19 protein-coding genes and 1 other annotated feature are annotated in these 18,000 nt (G+C 43.7%); of the genes, 1 reads left to right on the forward strand and 18 read right to left on the reverse strand.

Annotated features, from left to right (window positions below):
• Positions 1-129: 129 nt before the first annotated feature.
• The 18 genes from rplK to AOX59_RS13005 all read right to left on the reverse strand — a co-directional run bounded on the left by rplK (position 130) and on the right by AOX59_RS13005 (position 17,392).
• Positions 130-555 carry a 50S ribosomal protein L11 gene (gene rplK / locus AOX59_RS12925; protein ID WP_068446145.1) on the reverse strand — a complete coding sequence of 142 codons (426 nt, stop codon included), beginning with the start codon at positions 553-555 and terminating at the stop codon, positions 130-132.
• A 331-nt stretch (positions 556-886) separates the two neighbouring features.
• Positions 887-1,420: a transcription termination/antitermination protein NusG gene (gene nusG / locus AOX59_RS12930; RefSeq protein ID WP_068446147.1), complete on the reverse strand. Its 534-nt coding sequence runs from the start codon at positions 1,418-1,420 to the stop codon at positions 887-889.
• 168 nt (positions 1,421-1,588) lie between these two features.
• Positions 1,589-1,765, reverse strand: coding sequence for a preprotein translocase subunit SecE (secE, locus tag AOX59_RS12935; RefSeq protein ID WP_082684205.1), 177 nt, complete (start codon positions 1,763-1,765; stop codon positions 1,589-1,591).
• A 34-nt stretch (positions 1,766-1,799) separates the two neighbouring features.
• Complete coding sequence (gene rpmG / locus AOX59_RS19270; RefSeq protein ID WP_082684206.1) at positions 1,800-1,946, reverse strand: 50S ribosomal protein L33; 147 nt, start codon at positions 1,944-1,946, stop codon at positions 1,800-1,802.
• Positions 1,947-2,015: 69 nt separating this feature from the next.
• A complete protein-coding gene (gene sigH / locus AOX59_RS12940; protein WP_068446149.1) occupies positions 2,016-2,669 on the reverse strand; it encodes an RNA polymerase sporulation sigma factor SigH in 654 nt (217 codons plus the stop codon).
• A 105-nt stretch (positions 2,670-2,774) separates the two neighbouring features.
• Positions 2,775-3,284 (reverse strand): NYN domain-containing protein, encoded by a 510-nt coding sequence (locus tag AOX59_RS12945; RefSeq protein WP_068446150.1) that lies wholly within the window; start codon positions 3,282-3,284, stop codon positions 2,775-2,777.
• Positions 3,285-3,286: 2 nt separating this feature from the next.
• Complete coding sequence (rlmB, locus tag AOX59_RS12950) at positions 3,287-4,030, reverse strand: 23S rRNA (guanosine(2251)-2'-O)-methyltransferase RlmB (protein ID WP_068446152.1); 744 nt, start codon at positions 4,028-4,030, stop codon at positions 3,287-3,289.
• A gap of 7 nt (positions 4,031-4,037) precedes the next feature.
• Positions 4,038-4,430 (reverse strand): Mini-ribonuclease 3, encoded by a 393-nt coding sequence (locus AOX59_RS12955; protein ID WP_068446154.1) that lies wholly within the window; start codon positions 4,428-4,430, stop codon positions 4,038-4,040.
• Positions 4,420-5,832: a cysteine--tRNA ligase gene (gene cysS, locus AOX59_RS12960; RefSeq protein WP_068446156.1), complete on the reverse strand. Its 1,413-nt coding sequence runs from the start codon at positions 5,830-5,832 to the stop codon at positions 4,420-4,422. Before cysS ends, AOX59_RS12955 begins: the two co-directional genes overlap by 11 nt.
• Positions 5,813-6,487: a serine O-acetyltransferase EpsC gene (gene epsC, locus AOX59_RS12965; protein ID WP_179946406.1), complete on the reverse strand. Its 675-nt coding sequence runs from the start codon at positions 6,485-6,487 to the stop codon at positions 5,813-5,815. The genes cysS and epsC overlap by 20 nt, the downstream gene beginning before the upstream one ends.
• Before the next feature lie 84 nt (positions 6,488-6,571).
• Positions 6,572-6,790: a binding site (T-box leader), on the reverse strand.
• 585 nt (positions 6,791-7,375) lie between these two features.
• Positions 7,376-8,845, reverse strand: a complete 1,470-nt coding sequence (gene gltX, locus AOX59_RS12970) for a glutamate--tRNA ligase (protein ID WP_068446158.1) — start codon at positions 8,843-8,845, stop codon at positions 7,376-7,378.
• Positions 8,846-8,987: 142 nt separating this feature from the next.
• Positions 8,988-10,088, reverse strand: a complete 1,101-nt coding sequence (locus tag AOX59_RS12975; RefSeq protein ID WP_068448330.1) for a PIN/TRAM domain-containing protein — start codon at positions 10,086-10,088, stop codon at positions 8,988-8,990.
• A gap of 219 nt (positions 10,089-10,307) precedes the next feature.
• Entirely contained in the window at positions 10,308-11,681 is a 1,374-nt protein-coding gene (gene radA, locus AOX59_RS12980) for a DNA repair protein RadA (RefSeq protein ID WP_068446160.1), read from the reverse strand.
• 209 nt (positions 11,682-11,890) lie between these two features.
• The gene (clpC, locus tag AOX59_RS12985; protein ID WP_068446161.1) at positions 11,891-14,323 is read right to left on the reverse strand and encodes an ATP-dependent protease ATP-binding subunit ClpC; all 2,433 of its coding nucleotides are present in this window, start codon (positions 14,321-14,323) and stop codon (positions 11,891-11,893) included.
• Positions 14,324-14,339: 16 nt separating this feature from the next.
• Positions 14,340-15,404, reverse strand: a complete 1,065-nt coding sequence (locus AOX59_RS12990; protein WP_068446163.1) for a protein-arginine kinase McsB — start codon at positions 15,402-15,404, stop codon at positions 14,340-14,342.
• Positions 15,401-15,934, reverse strand: coding sequence for a protein-arginine kinase activator protein McsA (locus AOX59_RS12995; protein ID WP_068446165.1), 534 nt, complete (start codon positions 15,932-15,934; stop codon positions 15,401-15,403). Before AOX59_RS12995 ends, AOX59_RS12990 begins: the two co-directional genes overlap by 4 nt.
• A gap of 14 nt (positions 15,935-15,948) precedes the next feature.
• Positions 15,949-16,416: a CtsR family transcriptional regulator gene (locus AOX59_RS13000; RefSeq protein ID WP_068446167.1), complete on the reverse strand. Its 468-nt coding sequence runs from the start codon at positions 16,414-16,416 to the stop codon at positions 15,949-15,951.
• Positions 16,417-16,690: 274 nt separating this feature from the next.
• Complete coding sequence (locus tag AOX59_RS13005) at positions 16,691-17,392, reverse strand: MgtC/SapB family protein (RefSeq protein ID WP_179946407.1); 702 nt, start codon at positions 17,390-17,392, stop codon at positions 16,691-16,693.
• 417 nt (positions 17,393-17,809) lie between these two features.
• On the opposite strand from AOX59_RS13005, the gene AOX59_RS20485 reads away from it, so the two are divergent.
• A complete protein-coding gene (locus tag AOX59_RS20485; RefSeq protein WP_257720687.1) occupies positions 17,810-17,932 on the forward strand; it encodes a hypothetical protein in 123 nt (40 codons plus the stop codon).
• Positions 17,933-18,000 lie beyond the last annotated feature (68 nt).

Genomic DNA, 18,000 nt, shown 5'->3' on the forward strand with positions numbered 1-18,000 from the left:
TTTGTTCAAAAATCCGGTCTTTATGGCCGGATTTCCATCAGAACAAAAAGGCTTTGGCATTTTCATGAAAAAAGTTGCGAATGCGGAATCCATTAACGCAACCTGTATTGATTAATGTTTCAACTGGCATCAGTCTTCAATTGAAATGCCCATACTGCGTGCAGTACCTTCTACCATGCGAATAGCAGCATCTAAGTCAGCAGCGTTCAAATCAGGCATTTTTGTTTCAGCAATTTCTTGTACCTGATCACGCTTAACGGATGCAACTTTACTACGGCTTGGTTCACCAGATGCAGTATCAATCCCGGCTGCTTGTTTCAGCAATACAGCTGCAGGCGGAGTTTTCGTAATGAAAGTAAATGAACGGTCTTCAAATACTGTGATTTCAACAGGTATAATCGTACCAGCCTGATCTTGCGTTTCTGCGTTGAATTCCTTACAGAATCCCATGATATTTACACCGGCTTGACCCAATGCAGGTCCGACAGGCGGGGCTGGGTTCGCTTTTCCGGCTTCAATCTGCAATTTAACAACTTGAATAACTTTTTTAGCCACGAGACACACCTCCTTAAAGTCCGTGATGTGGTAATAGGGGTAGTCCCCTCCCACTCAACATTACCAATCCCCCTTTTGCTTCGGGGAGGTAAATAACAAAAAAATTTTAGCATGTATTATCAAATTATGCAAGGGTAATTTGTGTTTTTATTAAAACATCTTGTTACTAAGGCATTTTTTCATAAGGTTCTTTTCATAAATTTTTGTTGCTCTTAAACTCTCCCTGTTGATAGATGATATGACACAGTGCCAGTATTGATTTCAGGAGCGGGTGTCATAGCACTCAAAGCCCGTCGCAGTTTAGGGGTTTTGTGTCAAAAGCAACAAAATCTTACAGTTTTTCGATTTGCGGAAACTCCAGTTCAACCGGCGTTTCTCGTCCGAACATATTCACATGAACTTTCACTTTCTGTTTATCAGCATCGATGTGTTCAATTGTACCAGTGAAACCGCTAAATGGACCGTCTGTAACCTGGACATTCTCTTTCAATTCGAAATCAACTTTTGGAGCTTTTTCATTTATGCCCATTCGCTTCAGTACAAAATCGATTTCATCAGGCAAGAGTGATGTCGGTTTTGTTCCATGGCCGCTTGACCCCACGAAACCGGTTACGCCGGGTGTGTTGCGCACAACATACCACGAATCATCTGTCATCACCATCTCTGCCAGCACATAACCAGGATAGAATTTTTTCTTAACGGTTTTCTTTTTGCCATTTTTAATTTCTGTCTCTTCCTCTTCCGGAACAAGCACCCGAAAGATCTTATCTTCCATACCCATTGTGCCTACGCGCTTTTCCAAGTTGGTTTTCACCTTATTTTCATAGCCGGAGTAAGTATGGATAGCATACCAGTTTTTTTCCATCTGAACAGGACAAATTAACTTGCCCTTCCCTCCCTTATTTTATAGCTTATAGTTAATTATACTGAAAAATCAGCCCATATTAAAAAACCCGACATCTCCGGGTTTTTAATCAAAATATATCATATTCCATTATAGCATATTTCCAGGCTGTTTATTCAATAAATGCGATTAAAAAAATAAATTTAGGACTTGCGAAATACCAAGGTCGATCACTGCAAAAAATACAGCTACAAAAGCGACTGTTGTCAGCACAGTGATGGTATAACTTGTTAATTCACGTCCTTTTGGCCAAGAGACCTTTTTCATCTCTCTTGCTACGTCTTTAAAGAACTTACCAAGTTTCACGTCTGTCCCCTCCACTATTACCGAAGAATACCGGCTACTTTGTCTCACGATGCCATGTATGGCCGCCACAGATCCTGCAATATTTGCGTGCTTCCAACCGCTCAGGGCTGTTTGCTTGTTTGCCTGTCGTATAATTACGGCTTGCACAAATCGTGCATGCCAACACCACTTTTTTATTCACCGCACCACCCCATCACAGGGTTTTTCACTCATACTAATGTAGCATCCACCCGAGGCATGTGTCAACGGCTCACGGTGTTCCTGCTTCGTTCGTTTCCAAAAGCTGTTCTAATTTACGTTTGATGCGCTGCAGTGCATTATCAATCGATTTGACATGACGCTTTAATTTGACTGAAATCTCCTGATAGGTGCATCCGTCCATATATAAGCGCAACACGTCTTTCTCCATTCTGCTCAATAGTTCTGATAGTTTTCCTTCCATATCCACAAATCGCTCTCTATTAAGAAGCAATTCCTGAGGGTCAAACATTTTTGATCCTGCAACGATATCCAATAGAGTCCGGTCAGATTCATCATCATAAATCGGCTTATCGAGTGACACGTACGAATTAAGCGGGGCATGCTTCTGCCTGGTGGCTGTTTTGATAGCAGTAATAATCTGCCTGGTCACACACAGCTCGGCAAATGCTTTAAACGAGGAAAGCTTGTCCCCGTCATAATCGCGAATTGCTTTATAAAGACCAATCATGCCCTCCTGGATAATATCTTCTTTATCAGCCCCAATAATAAAATAAGTCCGTGCTTTTGCACGTACATAGCTGATATATTTATGTATTAAAAAGTCCAGGGCATGGCTGTCCCCCTGATGAATCAGTTGAATAACCTCATTATCATTCAGCAATTCCAAGCTTAGATTATCCGTCTCTGCCAGCTTGACACTCACCTAAAAAGCCCCCCCGGCTACACCGCTGTCATTGTTAAAGGTATTATACAGTAAGCGCTTCACAATAGTCAACATCGAATCTCCGGACAAACAGAGCAAACAGATTCACTCATCTCCGCGCCGCCACTTTTCAAATTGATCCAAAACGTGCTTGTCTAAAGGGATTTTGTTTTTGTGTTTAACCTTGTGATGCTGATCAATCACCTGGTCTATTTCTCTATCAATATCTTTTAATTCAATATATAGCTCACGCGCTGATATTCTTAGGGCGCCCCGTCCAAAGATCGTCCGCTGCTCAGCATAATCAGATGTTGCCACATAAACTTGATTGATTACATTTTTCAGCTCTTTAACAATTCGTTCAATACACTCATCAGCCGTTTCGTTCTCTTTGGTATAAATAATTTCAACCTTATGTTCTTTCAATTTGCTTTCAGTGCCCTTCACGTAATAAGCATCGAATACTATAATCACACGCATGCCGGTAAATGCCTGATAATCAGCAAGCAGTTCAATCAGGCGGTCGCGGGCCTGTCCAATGTCCGTTTGCTTGATTCGCTTTAATTCTTCCCAATCGCCAATAATATTATAGCCGTCCACTACCAATACATTCATAGCTACCCACCAGCCGGAAACCTTTTGCGGTATACCTCGTACATTAGCAAGCTGCAGGCAACAGAGGCATTCAGGGATGACACATGCCCGCGCATTGGAAGGCTGAGGGTCCAATCACATTTATCTCTGACCAGTCTGCTCATGCCCTTTCCTTCGTTGCCAATCACGAGTGCAATCGGCATTGTGCCATCAAGCTTTCGATAATCTTCAGTGCCGTTGGCTTCTGTTCCGACTACCCACACATGGCGCTTTTTTAGTTCATCAATCGTATTGGCAATATTGGTGACGCGGGCGACCGGGATGTGCTCGAGAGCTCCTGCAGCCGTTTTGGCTACCGCCCCTGTCAATCCGACCGAGCGCCGTTTTGGAATGATGACGCCATGCGCTCCTGAAGCATCTGCACTTCGCAGTATCGACCCTAAGTTGTGCGGGTCTTCCAGCTGATCCAACACGATAAAAAATGGTGCTTCCTGACTGTTTTCCGCTTTTGAAAATAAATCCTCAAGCGATGCATATGAATAGGAGGCTACATAGGCGATGACGCCCTGGTGACTTCCGGATGCCAATTTATCGAGTTTTGATTTGGGTGTTTTTTGCAAAATTGTTCCGGCATTTTTACTTAAAGATTCAAGCTTTCCAAATGAGGATTTGCTCAAATGCTCTGACACCAATACTTTATTGACTGGTCTGCCGGATTCCAGCGCTTCTATAACAGGGTTTTTTCCAATAATGATTTCCTGATCCATGTCAGCCTTACCTCCCTTCAATAAATGCTATAGCTGCCTGCAACAGCTCATTCAATCGAGCCTGATTACCCAGCAGATGATGATAGCCGATCAGTGCTTCGAACGCTGTGCTGTAACGATACGTCTGGACACTTATATTTTTGGGAATCGTGCCGGATTTTGCATTGCGTCCTCTGGCTGCGACCCCTTCTTCTTCATCGCTCAGAAAATCCGTCTCAAGCCAGTGCAGAATGACCAGAGCCTGTGCTTTTCCCGAAACGAATGTGACGGCTTCTTTATGCAACTGGTTCGGCTTCACTTTACCGGTTTTTAGCAAATGCTCTCTCACATAGACTTCATATACAGCGTCTCCCATGTAAGCAAGAGCCAGGCTTTTCATTTGCTTGACTTCAAGACTCATTGTCCCCTCGTTTCCACCGGGTGCCCTGGGGCGTATCTTCTAAAATAATATTTTTCGCTTTCAGGGTGTCACGGATTTCATCTGCCCGGTTAAAATCCCGATTTTTTCTCGCTTCGGTCCGCTCTTTAATCAGCGAATCCACCTCTTCATCCAGAAGTTCTTCCGCTTGCTTAATTTGGATACCCAACACCAGAAGTATAGAATCGATGCTTTCCTGGAAAGATTCAATAACGTGTGTTGATGTTTGTTTTTCCTCAAGATAACGGTTTGCTTCTTTCGTTAGCTCAAATAAAACGGAGATCGCGTTTGCTGTATTCAAATCATCATCCATGGCCGCTTCAAACTGTCTGTTTAAATCATTGATTGTTTCCTGCCACGTTTCGGATGTTCGGTTTAAGTTCATACTTGCCTCTTTGCGATGTTCCAGATTCAAATAAGCATTCTTAACCCGGTCCAGGCTGTTTTTGGAACCTTGCAGCAATTCTTCTGTAAAATTAATAGGATTGCGGTAATGAACACTCAGCATGAAAAAACGGACAACTTGCGGGTCATGCTGGCTGATAATATCTCTCGTCAAAACAAAGTTTCCTAGTGATTTGGACATTTTTTCATTGTCAATATTAATATACCCATTATGCATCCAGTAATGAGCAAACGGCTTTTCGTTCATCGATTCCGACTGGGCAATTTCATTTTCATGATGCGGAAATGTCAGATCCTGTCCGCCTGCGTGGATATCAATCGTCTCTCCAAGATATTTTTTAGCCATGGCCGAGCATTCAATGTGCCAGCCCGGACGTCCCTGTCCCCATGGTGAACCCCAGGCAATCTCACTCCCTTTCGCTTTTTTCCATAAAGCAAAATCGAGCGGGTCTCGCTTTTTCTCGCCAACTTGAATACGGGCGCCGGACCTTAATTCATCAATTGACTGGTGCGACAATTTCCCGTAGCCATCAAACGACCGCGGTTTGAAATAAACATCTCCATCAACCTCATAGGCATAACCTTTATCAATCAAATTGGCTATGAAGTCAATGATGTCATCCATCGTCTCGGTCACACGCGGATTATACGTTGCCTCCTTGACACCGAGGGATCCGATATCTTCCAAATAAGCATCGATAAACCGGTTGGCAACGTCCGGAACCTGTTCACCTAATTCATTGGCCGCTTTAATGATTTTGTCATCCACATCGGTAAAGTTTAAGACGTAATCAACCTGATACCCTTTATACTCAAAATAACGTCTCACAGTATCAAAGACAATGGCCGGACGGGCGTTGCCGATATGAATGTAATTATATACCGTCGGACCGCATACATACATGCGTACCTTTCCTTCCTCGAGCGGTTTGAACGTTTCTTTTTCCTGTGTCAGTGTATTATAAATGGTGAGTGTCATTCTGCTTCACTTCCTTTAACTTTTCGATCTCCTCTTTCAGCAAATCAATTTCTTGCTGGAGCTTATCGCAGCGATCAGCAACGGGGTCAGGAATCTTATGATGATCCAAGTTATTGCTATTTCGAACCTTTTGCCCATTCTGGACGACAACTGTTCCCGGAACACCAACAACGGTGGAATGTTCAGGAACATCTTTTAAAACAACCGACTGGGCACCGATTTTGGAACTGTCACCGATTGTGATATTACCCAGTACTTTTGCACCTGTTGTAACGGTGGCGTTATCTTTGACGGTCGGGTGACGTTTCCCTTTTTCTTTGCCTGTTCCACCCAGTGTTACGCCCTGGAAAAGGGTGACATTATCACCGATTTCGGTTGTTTCACCAATGACAACCCCCATACCGTGATCTATGAAAAATCTTCTGCCGATTTGAGCGCCGGGGTGAATTTCAATCCCGGTAAAAAAACGGCTGACTTGTGATATCGATCGTGCAATAAAAAACATCCGGCGTTTAAAGAAAAAATGTGCTATGCGATGAGACCAAATTGCATGTAAGCCGGAATAAGTCAGAAACACCTCTATATATGAACGTGCAGCAGGGTCCTGATCAAATACGATATCCATATCTTCCTTCATCCGCTTAAAAATACTCATTGAATGCCCCTCCTCTCAAAGGTCTTATCTATATCCGGTTTCCACTTTCCGGGATAAAAAATAAGCGTCTCTGTGTAATGATTACACAGAGACGCTTATAGCGCGGTTCCACTCTGTTTGGAGAAAACTGGATTTCTCCCGGCTTGCTCTCTGTTAACGGCAGAGCGCCGCCGCTATATACTCACTTTCCATAACGGGCTCCAAGGTGCATTTCACAAACGGTGCTTAGAATCATTTCCAGCCGGTGATGATTCTCTCTGGGTAAGCAGAGCGCTTCCTACTTCTCCTTGTCAAAGCTCAATATTGATATGTTCAGGCTCTTTTCGTAAACTTTGTTGTTTTTTAAGCTTTACAGTTGATTTAAACTACGACGTAAGTGCTATGTTGATCTCCGTTCCGGGCAGTCGCGCAACTTAGGGCAACGCTTCAGCTTCCTCGGAAGCAAAAACCGCTTCCTGCGGGAACATAGGTATCGGTGAGACCCCGCAGTGCGCCAACAATGTTTTCTGCGAGGAGCGTATGCTTCACAGAAATAGCTTGCAACGCGACGAGCACGAGCACGAGAAGGCTCACCAGCCGCCCTAAGGTGCGCGGCGTGTATTTCCGAAGCGGTAGACGACACACCAACTTCCATCTAAAATTAAGTCGCAGTTTATCCCGCATCTAATGGTAACCCGCCAAGATACGGCGGCTAACTGACCCTAAATGCCCGATTCTGTTCAACTAACATTCAGCGGAAAAGTCCACGCCGTTGCATGAAGTTTCAATTTATGGATTTAGGGCAAACAACAACTTTTAGAAAACAGCCTTGTGTTAAAATCTGTTATTTATTCATGAAGACAGTTCGTGTGTAATCACTATATTACATTTAACGGCAAATGTGAATTATTAAGCTCCCAGCTGCTTCAGGAGGTTATCAAGCCGTGACAAAATCGTATCTCTGCCAAGAAGTTCAATCGCCATCGGCAGTTCCGGTCCATGTGCCTGTCCGGTTGTCGCAACGCGAATCGGCATGAACAGTTTTTTGCCCCGGTGGCCGGTTTCTTTTTGAGTTGCCTTAATTTGCTGCTTGATTGAATCTTTATCAAAACTCTCCAAATGGATCAGCTTATCCGTTAATACCTGCAGCACTTCCGGTACTTGTTCCTGCTGCAACACTTCCATCGCAGCTTCATCATAACTGATGGATTCATTGAAGAACAGCTCAGTTAATTCGACAATTTCAGCCCCGTACCGCAATTGTTCCTGATACAATGCAATGACTTTTTCAGCCCACGCACGTGTTGTGCCATCCATGTTTTCCGGCAGTTTGCCTGCATCAATAAGATGCGGCATTGCGAGTTCAATGACTCTATCTGTGTCAGCTGCTTTAATATATTCATTGTTCATCCATTTCAGCTTATGACGGTCAAAAATCGCTGCTGAAGTTGACAAACGATCAGGATCAAAAATCTCAATCAGCTTGTCCTTCGTAAACATCTCTTCTTCCCCTGTCGGCGACCAGCCGAGCAATGTGATGAAATTAAACAACGCTTCAGGCAAGTAGCCCAGCGTGCGATACTGTTCAATGAACTGTAAAATATGTTCATCCCGCTTGCTCAATTTTTTCCGTTCTTCATTCAAGATGAGTGTCATATGGCCGAAGTTGGGCGCCTCCCAGGCGAATGCTTCATAGACCATCATCTGCTTCGGTGTGTTTGAAATATGCTCTTCACCGCGCAGGACATCCGTTATCTCCATCAAGTGGTCATCAATTGAGACAGCAAAGTTATATGTCGGCGCGCCATTTTTCTTCACAATGACCCAGTCGCCAAAGTCGCTTGATTCGAATGTAATATTGCCCCGTACAATATCATTGAACGTATATGATTTGTTCTCAGGGACACGCAAGCGGATGCTTGGCTTGCGTCCTTCCTGTTCAAATGCTTCAACCTGTTCTTGTGTCAGATTGCGATGAGCGCCGGAGTATTTCGGCACTTGCCCCTTGGCACGCTGTTCTTCGCGTTCCTGATCCAGTTCTTCTTCGGTCATGTAGCATTTATATGCCAAACCTCTGTCAATCAGATCATCAACATATTTCTGATAGATTTCCAGCCGCTCCATCTGACGGTATGGTCCATAATTACCGCCAACATCAGCACCTTCGTCCCATTCTATACCAAGCCATTTCAGATACATCATCTGGCTTTCTTCTCCGCCTTCTACATTCCGCTTATCATCCGTATCCTCGATTCGGATGATAAATTTCCCATCGAAGTGTTTCGCATATAAATAATTAAATAAAGCTGTGCGGGCGTTGCCAATGTGCAGATGACCCGTCGGACTCGGTGCATACCGTACACGAACCTCATTTGTCATGGTGGTACCCCTTCCTTTTTTAAATACGTATTCGACCGATTTTTATCATTAGATCTATTAATAAAATACGTCTTTCGCACGATTAAAAAGTGATAACAGCTGGCGTTATCACTTTTTGCTTCCTTTATAAGTTATACCGCGTTTACTGAGCTTTTTCAAGTAATTTTGGTTTAGCAAAGATCATTCTGCCGGCAGAGGTCTGCAGGACACTCGTAATCAGCACTTCAACCTTCTTACCGATATAATCGTGCCCTTCTTCCACAACAATCATGGTGCCGTCATCGAGATATGCAACACCCTGATTATGCTCCTTGCCGTCTTTTATCACTTGCACATTAAGTTCTTCTCCAGGCAAGACAACCGGTTTGACAGCATTTGCCAGGTCGTTAATATTCAATACGGGGACTTCCTGCAAATCACAAACTTTATTTAAATTAAAGTCATTCGTTACAACAATTCCATCGATGACTTTAGCAAGTTTTATCAGTTTGCTGTCAACTTCCGGGATCTCTTCAAAATCACCTTCATAAATCTCAACATCGACCGGCAATTCCTTTTGAATCCGGTTAAGAACATCAAGTCCGCGACGGCCCCGGTTTCGTTTCAGTACGTCCGATGAGTCAGCAATATGCTGCAGTTCACCCAGAACAAACTGCGGAATGACAATTGTTCCTTCAAGAAAGTTTGTCTGACAGATATCAGCGATACGACCATCAATGATGACGCTTGTATCCAGAATTTTGGATTTGGGATGTTTTTTCGGCTGCGGCTGCTCGCCATCAGAAGAGCGTTTTTTATCGCGTTCTTTACGATTAAAATTAAGCAGGCTCATTAATTCATCCCGCCGTCTGAAACCAACCTGAAAACCGAAATAACCAAGCAAAATTGTGATAAAGAGCGGAAGCACCTGTGAGACAAGATAAATATTAATATCTGTTAAAGGGATGTTCACCAGATAAGCAATGAATAAACCGGCGATCAAACCCAGACTGCCAAAGAGCAGGTCCCCAACCGGCGCTTTAATTAGACCCTCTTCCACCCAACGTAAAAATCCAACAATATGTCCCGCGATAAAATAAGATAACACAAATAATATAATTGCACCAAAAACCATGCCTAAATAAGGGGATGCAGCCCATGTTGCGTCGGTAAAGTCAAACATATTGATAATATCCGGAACATATAAATACCCAATGGTACCGCCACAAATAATGAAAAATAAATGGACAATCTTTTTTAGCACCACTGTTCACCTCCTATCGCTTATTATTACCCATTTTCTGTATATTAACCATGAATGCTTAGAATAAATATAGTTTATCAATAAAAGCCTATCACAACTGTTAAAATGAGTCAATTTAGAAAATAATACATAATATCACACTTTTTGTTATTGTGTCAATATTTTGAGTTCCGAGCACCAAGTCGGCAACTGCCATTTGATCTGATTATTCACTTCTGTTTAACGCTCCAGTCCCTCTTCCAGGGCTTCCTGTACTGTGTTGACGCCAAGGACTTCAATCGATTCCGGCGGCCTCCACCCTTCCAGATTTTTCTCAGGGCATATAACACGTTTGAAGCCCAGCTTTGCTGCTTCCTGCACGCGCTGTTCAAATCGGGCTACACGTCTAACTTCGCCGGTCAGCCCAACTTCACCAATCACAATATCCTCTGGTTTCGTCGGCTGATTCCGGAAGCTGGATGCGATGCTGACAGCTACTGCCAGATCAATGGCCGGTTCATCAAGCTTTACCCCGCCGGCAACCTTTATATAGGCATCCTGGTTTTGCAGCATAAGCCCCACACGTTTTTCCAATACAGCCATCAGAAGCGGAACCCGGTTCGTATCAATACCGGTTGCCATCCGTCTTGGATTGCCGAAACTTGTCGGAGAAATCAACGCCTGTATTTCGACCAGAATAGGGCGTGTGCCTTCCATTGAAGCAACTACCGTAGAGCCGGCCGCTCCCTGTGAACGTTCTTCCAGAAAGATCTCGGAAGGGTTCATGACTTCCCGCAATCCTTCTTCCTTCATTTCGAAAATTCCCATTTCATGTGTACTGCCAAAACGATTCTTCACACTGCGTACAATGCGGTAAGTATGGTGACGCTCCCCTTCAAAGTAGAGTACAGCATCAACCATATGCTCCAGCATTCGCGGTCCGGCAATGGCGCCTTCTTTGGTAACATGGCCGACAATGAAGATCGGGATGCCATTTGATTTGGCAACACGCATCAGTTCACTTGTGCTTTCACGCACCTGAGAAACGCTTCCGGGAGCGCTTGATATTTCTTCACGGTAAATCGTCTGGATTGAATCAATCACGACTAATGAAGGTTTTATCTGTTCAATCTGATTGACGATATCAAGTAAATTCGTCTCTGATAATACATATAATAAATCGGAGGTGACACCAAGTCTGTCTGCCCGAAGTTTTGTCTGCCGGACGGATTCCTCCCCGGATATATACAAGACCGGCAAATGCTTGTCAGCTAATTGAGCTGATATTTGCAGCAGCAATGTTGACTTTCCAATCCCCGGATCCCCGCCTATCAAAGCCAGTGATCCCGGCACAATGCCGCCGCCAAGCACACGGTTAAATTCCTCCATCGATGTTGTCATGCGGGGTTCTTTTTGTGTCTCCACAGCCGTTATGCTTTCGGGCTGATGCTTCGTCTTTGCATCCCTCGTCATTGTATGCCTGCTGCTTGCAGGAGATGCTTCCATTTCTTCTACCAGCGTGTTCCAGTTGTTACAGCCGGGGCACTTACCCATCCATTTGGCAGATTCATAGCCGCATTCCTGGCAAACATACTTCATTTTGCGTTTAGCCAATACAATCCTTCCCCCTCGCTACAGTTTCTATTATATACGATTGACATCTCATGAAAGTTACAATAATCTATCATTTTAATAAAGTTCATTCCATAATTATTCCACAAAGCGATTGCATCCCGCTTACCGATTCCGCGCGAGCTTAAAAAGCTGAAAAGGGTTTGCCTTTTCAGCTTTTTGATTGCATTTAACCTCCCAATGTTATTGGTCTACGGCAAAATTAGAAATTCTCCTTTATTATTTAAGCCGATTTTTACTTTTTCACCTTTTTTGAAGTTTTCTTGCAGCAGTTCTTCAGACATAAGGTCTTCAATGTTTTTCTGGATCGACCGGCGTAATGGACGTGCGCCGTATTCCGGGTCAAATCCTTCATTGGCAATCTTCTCGACAGCCTTATCTGTCAATGAGAATTCGATTTCCTGTTCTTTTAGACGGTCCTGCAGCTGCTTAAGCATTAGATTGACGATATATTTCATATGTTTCTTCTCAAGTGAATGGAAAACAATAGTTTCGTCAACCCGGTTTAAAAACTCCGGACGGAATGCTTTTTTCAGTTCGTCAATCACTTTTTTCTTCATATCCTGATAATCTTGTTCTTTATCCTCGTCGAGTGTAAAGCCGACATATTTGTTCTGTTTAAGTTCATTTGCCCCGACGTTTGACGTCATGATCAAAACAGTGTTTCGGAAGTCAACCAAACGGCCTTTGGCATCTGTCAGCCGGCCATCTTCAAGCACTTGCAGCAAAATGTTGAAAACTTCCGGATGGGCTTTTTCCACTTCGTCCAATAACACAACCGAGTATGGTTTTGTACGGACTTTCTCAGTGAGTTGTCCGCCTTCATCATAGCCGACATATCCCGGCGGTGAACCAACCAGACGGGAAGTGGAATGTTTTTCCATATACTCTGACATGTCAATCCGAATCATTGCTTCTTCATCAGCAAACATCGCTTCAGCCAGCGCTCTGGCAAGTTCGGTTTTTCCAACGCCGGTTGGGCCAAGGAAAATAAATGAACCAATCGGGCGTTTTGGGTCTTTCAGTCCAGCGCGGGCACGGCGTATGGCTTTTGACACTGCATTGACAGCTTCGTCCTGACCAATGACCCGGTTATGCAGTGTGTCTTCCAGGTTCAGAAGCCGCTCACTTTCATCTTTAGTCATTCTGGTCACCGGTACACCCGTCCAAACGGAAACGACGGTAGCAATGTCCTCAATCGTTACCTCAGAATCTTTCTGCCCTTGTTTTTCTTTCCATTCTTTTTTTGTTTCTTCCAGTTCTTCGCGCAGATGCTGTTCAGAATCTCTCAATGATGCAGCTTTTTCAAATTCCTGGCCTTGGACAGCAGAATCTTTTTCTTTTCGAACATCACCAAGCTTCTGTTCCAGTTCTTTTAAGTTCGGCGGAACGGTATAGGAACTCAGACGAACTTTGGAGCCGGCTTCGTCAATCAAGTCAATTGCTTTATCCGGCAGAAAGCGGTCAGTGATATAGCGGTTTGATAAATTAGCAGCTGCTTCAATGGCATCATCTGTAATCGTTACACGGTGATGCGCTTCATATCGGTCACGCAGACCCTTTAAAATCTGGATTGTCTCTTCCAATGTTGGCTCATCTACCTGAATCGGCTGAAACCTGCGCTCTAACGCAGCATCTTTTTCAATATATTTACGATACTCATCCAATGTTGTTGCCCCGACACATTGCAGTTCACCGCGGGAAAGCGCCGGTTTCAGGATATTCGAAGCATCAATTGCTCCTTCTGCCCCGCCTGCTCCGATCAATGTATGCAATTCATCGATAAACAAGATGATATTTGAGGCCTGGCGGATTTCCTCCATCACTTTTTTAAGACGGTCTTCAAATTCACCGCGGTATTTGGTTCCGGCAACAACAGTTCCCATATCAAGGGTCATCACACGTTTGTCGCGCAATATCTCGGGAACTTCATTATTGACAATTTGCTGTGCCAGCCCTTCTGCTACAGCTGTTTTACCAACACCGGGCTCACCAATCAGCACCGGGTTATTCTTCGTCCGGCGGCTTAACACCTGGATGACCCGTTCAATTTCACCGCTGCGGCCGATAACGGGATCAACATTTCCATCTTTAGCACTTTCAGTCAAATCCCGTGCCAGTGAATCTAATGTCGGGGTGTTGGCATTTGACGACTGGGCACCGCGGCCTTGCCGTCCAGCTTGGGATTCATTGCTTCCCAGAAGCTGAAGCACTTGCTGGCGTGCCTTGTTAAGACTGACACCAAGGTTATTAAGAACGCGTGCTGCAACCCCTTCGCCTTCACGAATCAGGCCTAACAGGATATGTTCGGTTCCAACATATGAATGACCCAGTTTGCGAGCTTCATCCTGGGATAGTTCAACTACTTTCTTCGCCCGTGGTGTATAATGAATCGTCTGCATCGGCTGTTTGCCGGTTCCGATCAATTTTTCCACTTCCTGCTGAATTTTAGTTACTTCAAGCCCTAAGGATTCAAGTGCTTTAGCTGCAATACCATTTCCTTCACGAACAAGGCCGAGTAATATATGTTCTGTGCCGATGTTGTTATGGCCAAGTCTTACAGCTTCTTCCTGCGATAATGCCAATACTTTTTGTGCTCGTTCTGTGAAACGTCCAAACATCATATAATTTTCCTCCTAGCTATGTCTCTAATTGTACCCGTTCACGAATGAGTGACGCTCTTAGGACATCCCGCTCATTCGGAGTCAATGTTTTTTTGGCATATTGCTGCAAAAATCCTGGCTGAGTCAGTACCATTAACTCGTTTAATATATTACGTGATACATTTTCAATAATACCTAAATCAATCCCCAGCCGGACATCAGACAAACATTTTGCCGCTTCTTTTGATTCGATGATCCGGCTGTACGCCATAACACCATAAGAACGGTAAATTCGGTCTTCAAGGTGTGTACTTGATTGTTCCATCATGTAATTTCTGGCGTTTCGTTCATGCTCAATCAGTTCCCGGACAACACTTTCTAAATCATTAACAATATCCACTTCAGACTTGCCAAGTGTTATCTGGTTGGATATTTGAAAAATGTTGCCTGTTGCTTCACTGCCTTCTCCGTATATCCCTCGGACAACCAGTCCCAGCTGGTTGATAGCCGGTATCATCCGTTTGATCTGCTTGGTCCAGGAGAGTGCAGGCAAATGCATCATGACTGAAGCCCGCATGCCTGTTCCGACATTTGTCGGACACCCGGTCAGATATCCCCGTTTTTCGTCAAATGCGTAATCAATTTTCTCTTCAAGCCAATCATCAAGCTCAAAGACTTTTGTAAGAGCGTGATTCAGCTGAAATCCGGGGAAGTACAGCTGAAGGCGCAAATGGTCTTCCTCATTGACCATAATCGAAACCTGTTCATTTTTGGAAATCAGTACGGCGGATACATGATTCTTTTCTGCCAAATGCGGACTGATTAAATGTTTCTCTACTAAAACACGTCTTTCAACCGGGGTAAGATCCTCGATGGGAACAAATAAAAAATCACGGTAATCCTGAAATGTTTGATCCTCATATTCCTGCTGGATAAACGTGCTGATATGCTGAAGATTGTTCTCGCTTGCGATAATTGGAAATGAATATTGCGCAAAATTTCGGGCCAATCGAATCCTGGTGCTTAACACGATATCACTGTCAGGACCTTCCTCGCGCATCCATGGGCTTATTGCCTCGTTCATGAATTGCTGCAATGTCATCTGTCATCACCCCGCCTTTGTTCTTCCAGTTCCTTAATCTTATCACGGACTTTGGCGGCCTCTTCAAAAGCTTCATTATTAATCAGGTGCTGTAATTCGTCTTTGTATTCATCAACTTGTTTCTGGACACGCATACTTCCGCCAATCCGTGCAGGGATTTTTCCGTGATGTGTCAGGTTCCCGCTGTGAACGCGGCGGAATATGGCATCCAATGAATCGGAAAATGTCTCATAACATGTCGGGCAGCCAAATTTCCCAATGCGTTTAAATTCCGAAAGAGTCATGTCACATTGCGGACAAGACAATTCTTCCTGTTTGTCCTGGCTTCCGGACTGGCTCTGTATACTTTCAAATGTTGAATTGAATAGCCCGGAAAGCAGGTGGTGCAATGAATAGCCTTCTTCCGGGTAACTCATATAGCCTTTTTCATTAGCGCAGACTTCACAAACATACACTTCCGTTTTTTCCCCGTTAATGACCTGGGTGAAATGGAGTGCAGCCGGCCGCTTATGGCATTCCTGGCATTCCATAGTTTCCCCCCTTATTACTTATTTAGATATTTTAAGGTCGATAGCATCGAGGTTAAAATACGTGCCCGGACTTCATCGCGCAAAGGAAGCTGAAAAGCAAGCGTGTCTCTGTTAATGGCGCTTAACATGATTTTTGCCTCGCGTTCGGTGACCAGTTCTTCTTCAAGCAGACGTTCGAGCACGTCCATTGTAGCCTGCTGTGAAACGACAGGATTTATTAATCCAATAATTTCATCGATTAATTCAGCTCTGTCCTGATGTTGAATCCGTATAATACGGATATACCCGCCGCCCCCTCTTTTGCTTTCTACTATATATCCTTTTTCCACAGTGAAACGTGTTTTAATCACATAATTGATTTGTGATGGTACACACTGAAATTCTTCAGCAAGTTCGCTTCGTTTGATATCAATTTCATCTTTTCCCGCGGACTCCAAAATCTGCTTTAAATGCTGTTCTATTATATCCGAGATGTTACGCATATACCATCCTCCTCTCCATCACAGGACTGTTCATGCAACTACTCTGTTATATAAATTGTAACATTCATTTATTTTGACTTTGACTAACTTTGACTTTACTTATATTATACGATATATGTACAGAGATGCAAGTGAATTCTATCTCTAGTTTAGACAACTTGAGGTAAAATGAAACGTTCAGAGTTAGCACACAAATTTAAGGAGGCAGGTAAATAAAAGTCATCTCCGGCCATTGTCAAAAGCCTCACGCAGCATACAATGCGCAAGGCTCATTTTACTTTCGTGCCGAGATGTTTTTCACATACTCAATTTGTGATATATTTTCAAATAACGCCACCCGATCTAAATTTTTGTCAGGATCAATGGTGACGACAATGTTCCTCAAATCATCATCCACACGTTCTATTTCAACCTTATTTATTGTGAGCGAATACGACTCAAATGCTGAAATAACACGATTCATTTCCAGCCCTGGCAGTGCTGTTATTTCAATCATGTTTAATCTTCCTTTTCTGAAACGTTTCTCAAAATTATTTAAAAAGATCAGACTCAACAGGATTATTAGTGTTGTAAACACTGATGCAGCATACATGCCAGCCCCAACTACAAGACCAAGCCCCGCGACTGTCCATATTGAAGCAGCAGTGGTCAGCCCTCTGATGGTCATCCCATTAACGATGATCGTACCTGCACCAAGAAAACCAATGCCACTGATAACATAAGATGGGATACGTGATGGATCAAATCGGATATTATCATATGCTTGAATAAATGTTTCAAATCCGTATAATGACAAAAGCATCATGAGACATGCGCCAACCCCAACCAATATATGCGTCCTGAAACCTGCTGAATGGTTTTTCAATTCCCGCTCGAATCCAATAAGACCGGATAGGAGCAGAGCGATTAGCAACCGTATCATAATGATGGTGAAATTTTCACCAACAAGCTCATTCAAATATTCCATATACTCCATTGCTAATCAACACTCCCTTCCCTTTCATATATAGCCGTTTATTGCGATTTAAATGAAATCATTTACAAAAAATATCAAATATGCCGGGCCAAACATAAATATTCAATTAATACAATGATCAAGAGTTGATAGGTTTTTCGATTAAAGACGTTGTTCAAAAGGTCCAGTAAAAGTGACACGTCGAATACAGGAACTTCTGTGCCTGCGATTACGCGGCACAAAAAAGATTGCTAAAACCGCCCACGTCAATCGCTGGGCGGAGAACTCACCACACACGATAAAGATGCGCCCCTTGGAAAAGAAAACCGCTTTTCCTGCGTGCGATGCAAATTCGGGGAAGCTTTTCTGTGCTCGAAACTGCGTCAATATATCAAGTTTATTTGTTTTGATTTGAAAATTCAATAAATAGTAGTTCTTATGTCACATCTCGGTGATTATGCAAGTGCAACCGTTCATAAAGGCATGGATGCCATTCCGGATACTGCCCATTACATACGGGGTAAAGTGAAACTTCATTCAGCGGAATGCTCTTCCCGCTGAATGTTAGTTGAACAGAATCGGACATTTAGGGACAGTAATCCGCCCGGGAACGGCGGTTAACTGTCCAC

Source organism: Lentibacillus amyloliquefaciens (assembly GCF_001307805.1).
Taxonomy (GTDB): domain Bacteria; phylum Bacillota; class Bacilli; order Bacillales; family Amphibacillaceae; genus Lentibacillus; species Lentibacillus amyloliquefaciens.

Excerpts from the sequence above, each read along its gene's own strand:
- nusG (WP_068446147.1), bottom strand. The coding sequence starts at position 1,420 with ATGGAAAAAAACTGGTATGCTATCCATACTTACTCCGGCTATGAAAAT.
- AOX59_RS12945 (WP_068446150.1), bottom strand. The coding sequence starts at position 3,284 with ATGAATGTATTGGTAGTGGACGGCTATAATATTATTGGCGATTGGGAA.
- rlmB (WP_068446152.1), bottom strand. The coding sequence starts at position 4,030 with ATGGATCAGGAAATCATTATTGGAAAAAACCCTGTTATAGAAGCGCTG.
- AOX59_RS12955 (WP_068446154.1), bottom strand. The coding sequence starts at position 4,430 with ATGAGTCTTGAAGTCAAGCAAATGAAAAGCCTGGCTCTTGCTTACATG.
- cysS (WP_068446156.1), bottom strand. The coding sequence starts at position 5,832 with ATGACACTCACCATTTATAATACACTGACACAGGAAAAAGAAACGTTC.
- epsC (WP_179946406.1), bottom strand. The coding sequence starts at position 6,487 with ATGAGTATTTTTAAGCGGATGAAGGAAGATATGGATATCGTATTTGAT.
- gltX (WP_068446158.1), bottom strand. The coding sequence starts at position 8,845 with ATGACAAATGAGGTTCGTGTACGGTATGCACCGAGTCCGACGGGTCAT.
- clpC (WP_068446161.1), bottom strand. The coding sequence starts at position 14,323 with ATGATGTTTGGACGTTTCACAGAACGAGCACAAAAAGTATTGGCATTA.
- AOX59_RS12990 (WP_068446163.1), bottom strand. The coding sequence starts at position 15,404 with ATGACATTGCAGCAATTCATGAACGAGGCAATAAGCCCATGGATGCGC.
- AOX59_RS12995 (WP_068446165.1), bottom strand. The coding sequence starts at position 15,934 with ATGGAATGCCAGGAATGCCATAAGCGGCCGGCTGCACTCCATTTCACC.
- AOX59_RS13000 (WP_068446167.1), bottom strand. The coding sequence starts at position 16,416 with ATGCGTAACATCTCGGATATAATAGAACAGCATTTAAAGCAGATTTTG.
- AOX59_RS13005 (WP_179946407.1), bottom strand. The coding sequence starts at position 17,392 with ATGGAGTATATGGAATATTTGAATGAGCTTGTTGGTGAAAATTTCACC.
- AOX59_RS20485 (WP_257720687.1), top strand. The coding sequence starts at position 17,810 with ATGTCACATCTCGGTGATTATGCAAGTGCAACCGTTCATAAAGGCATG.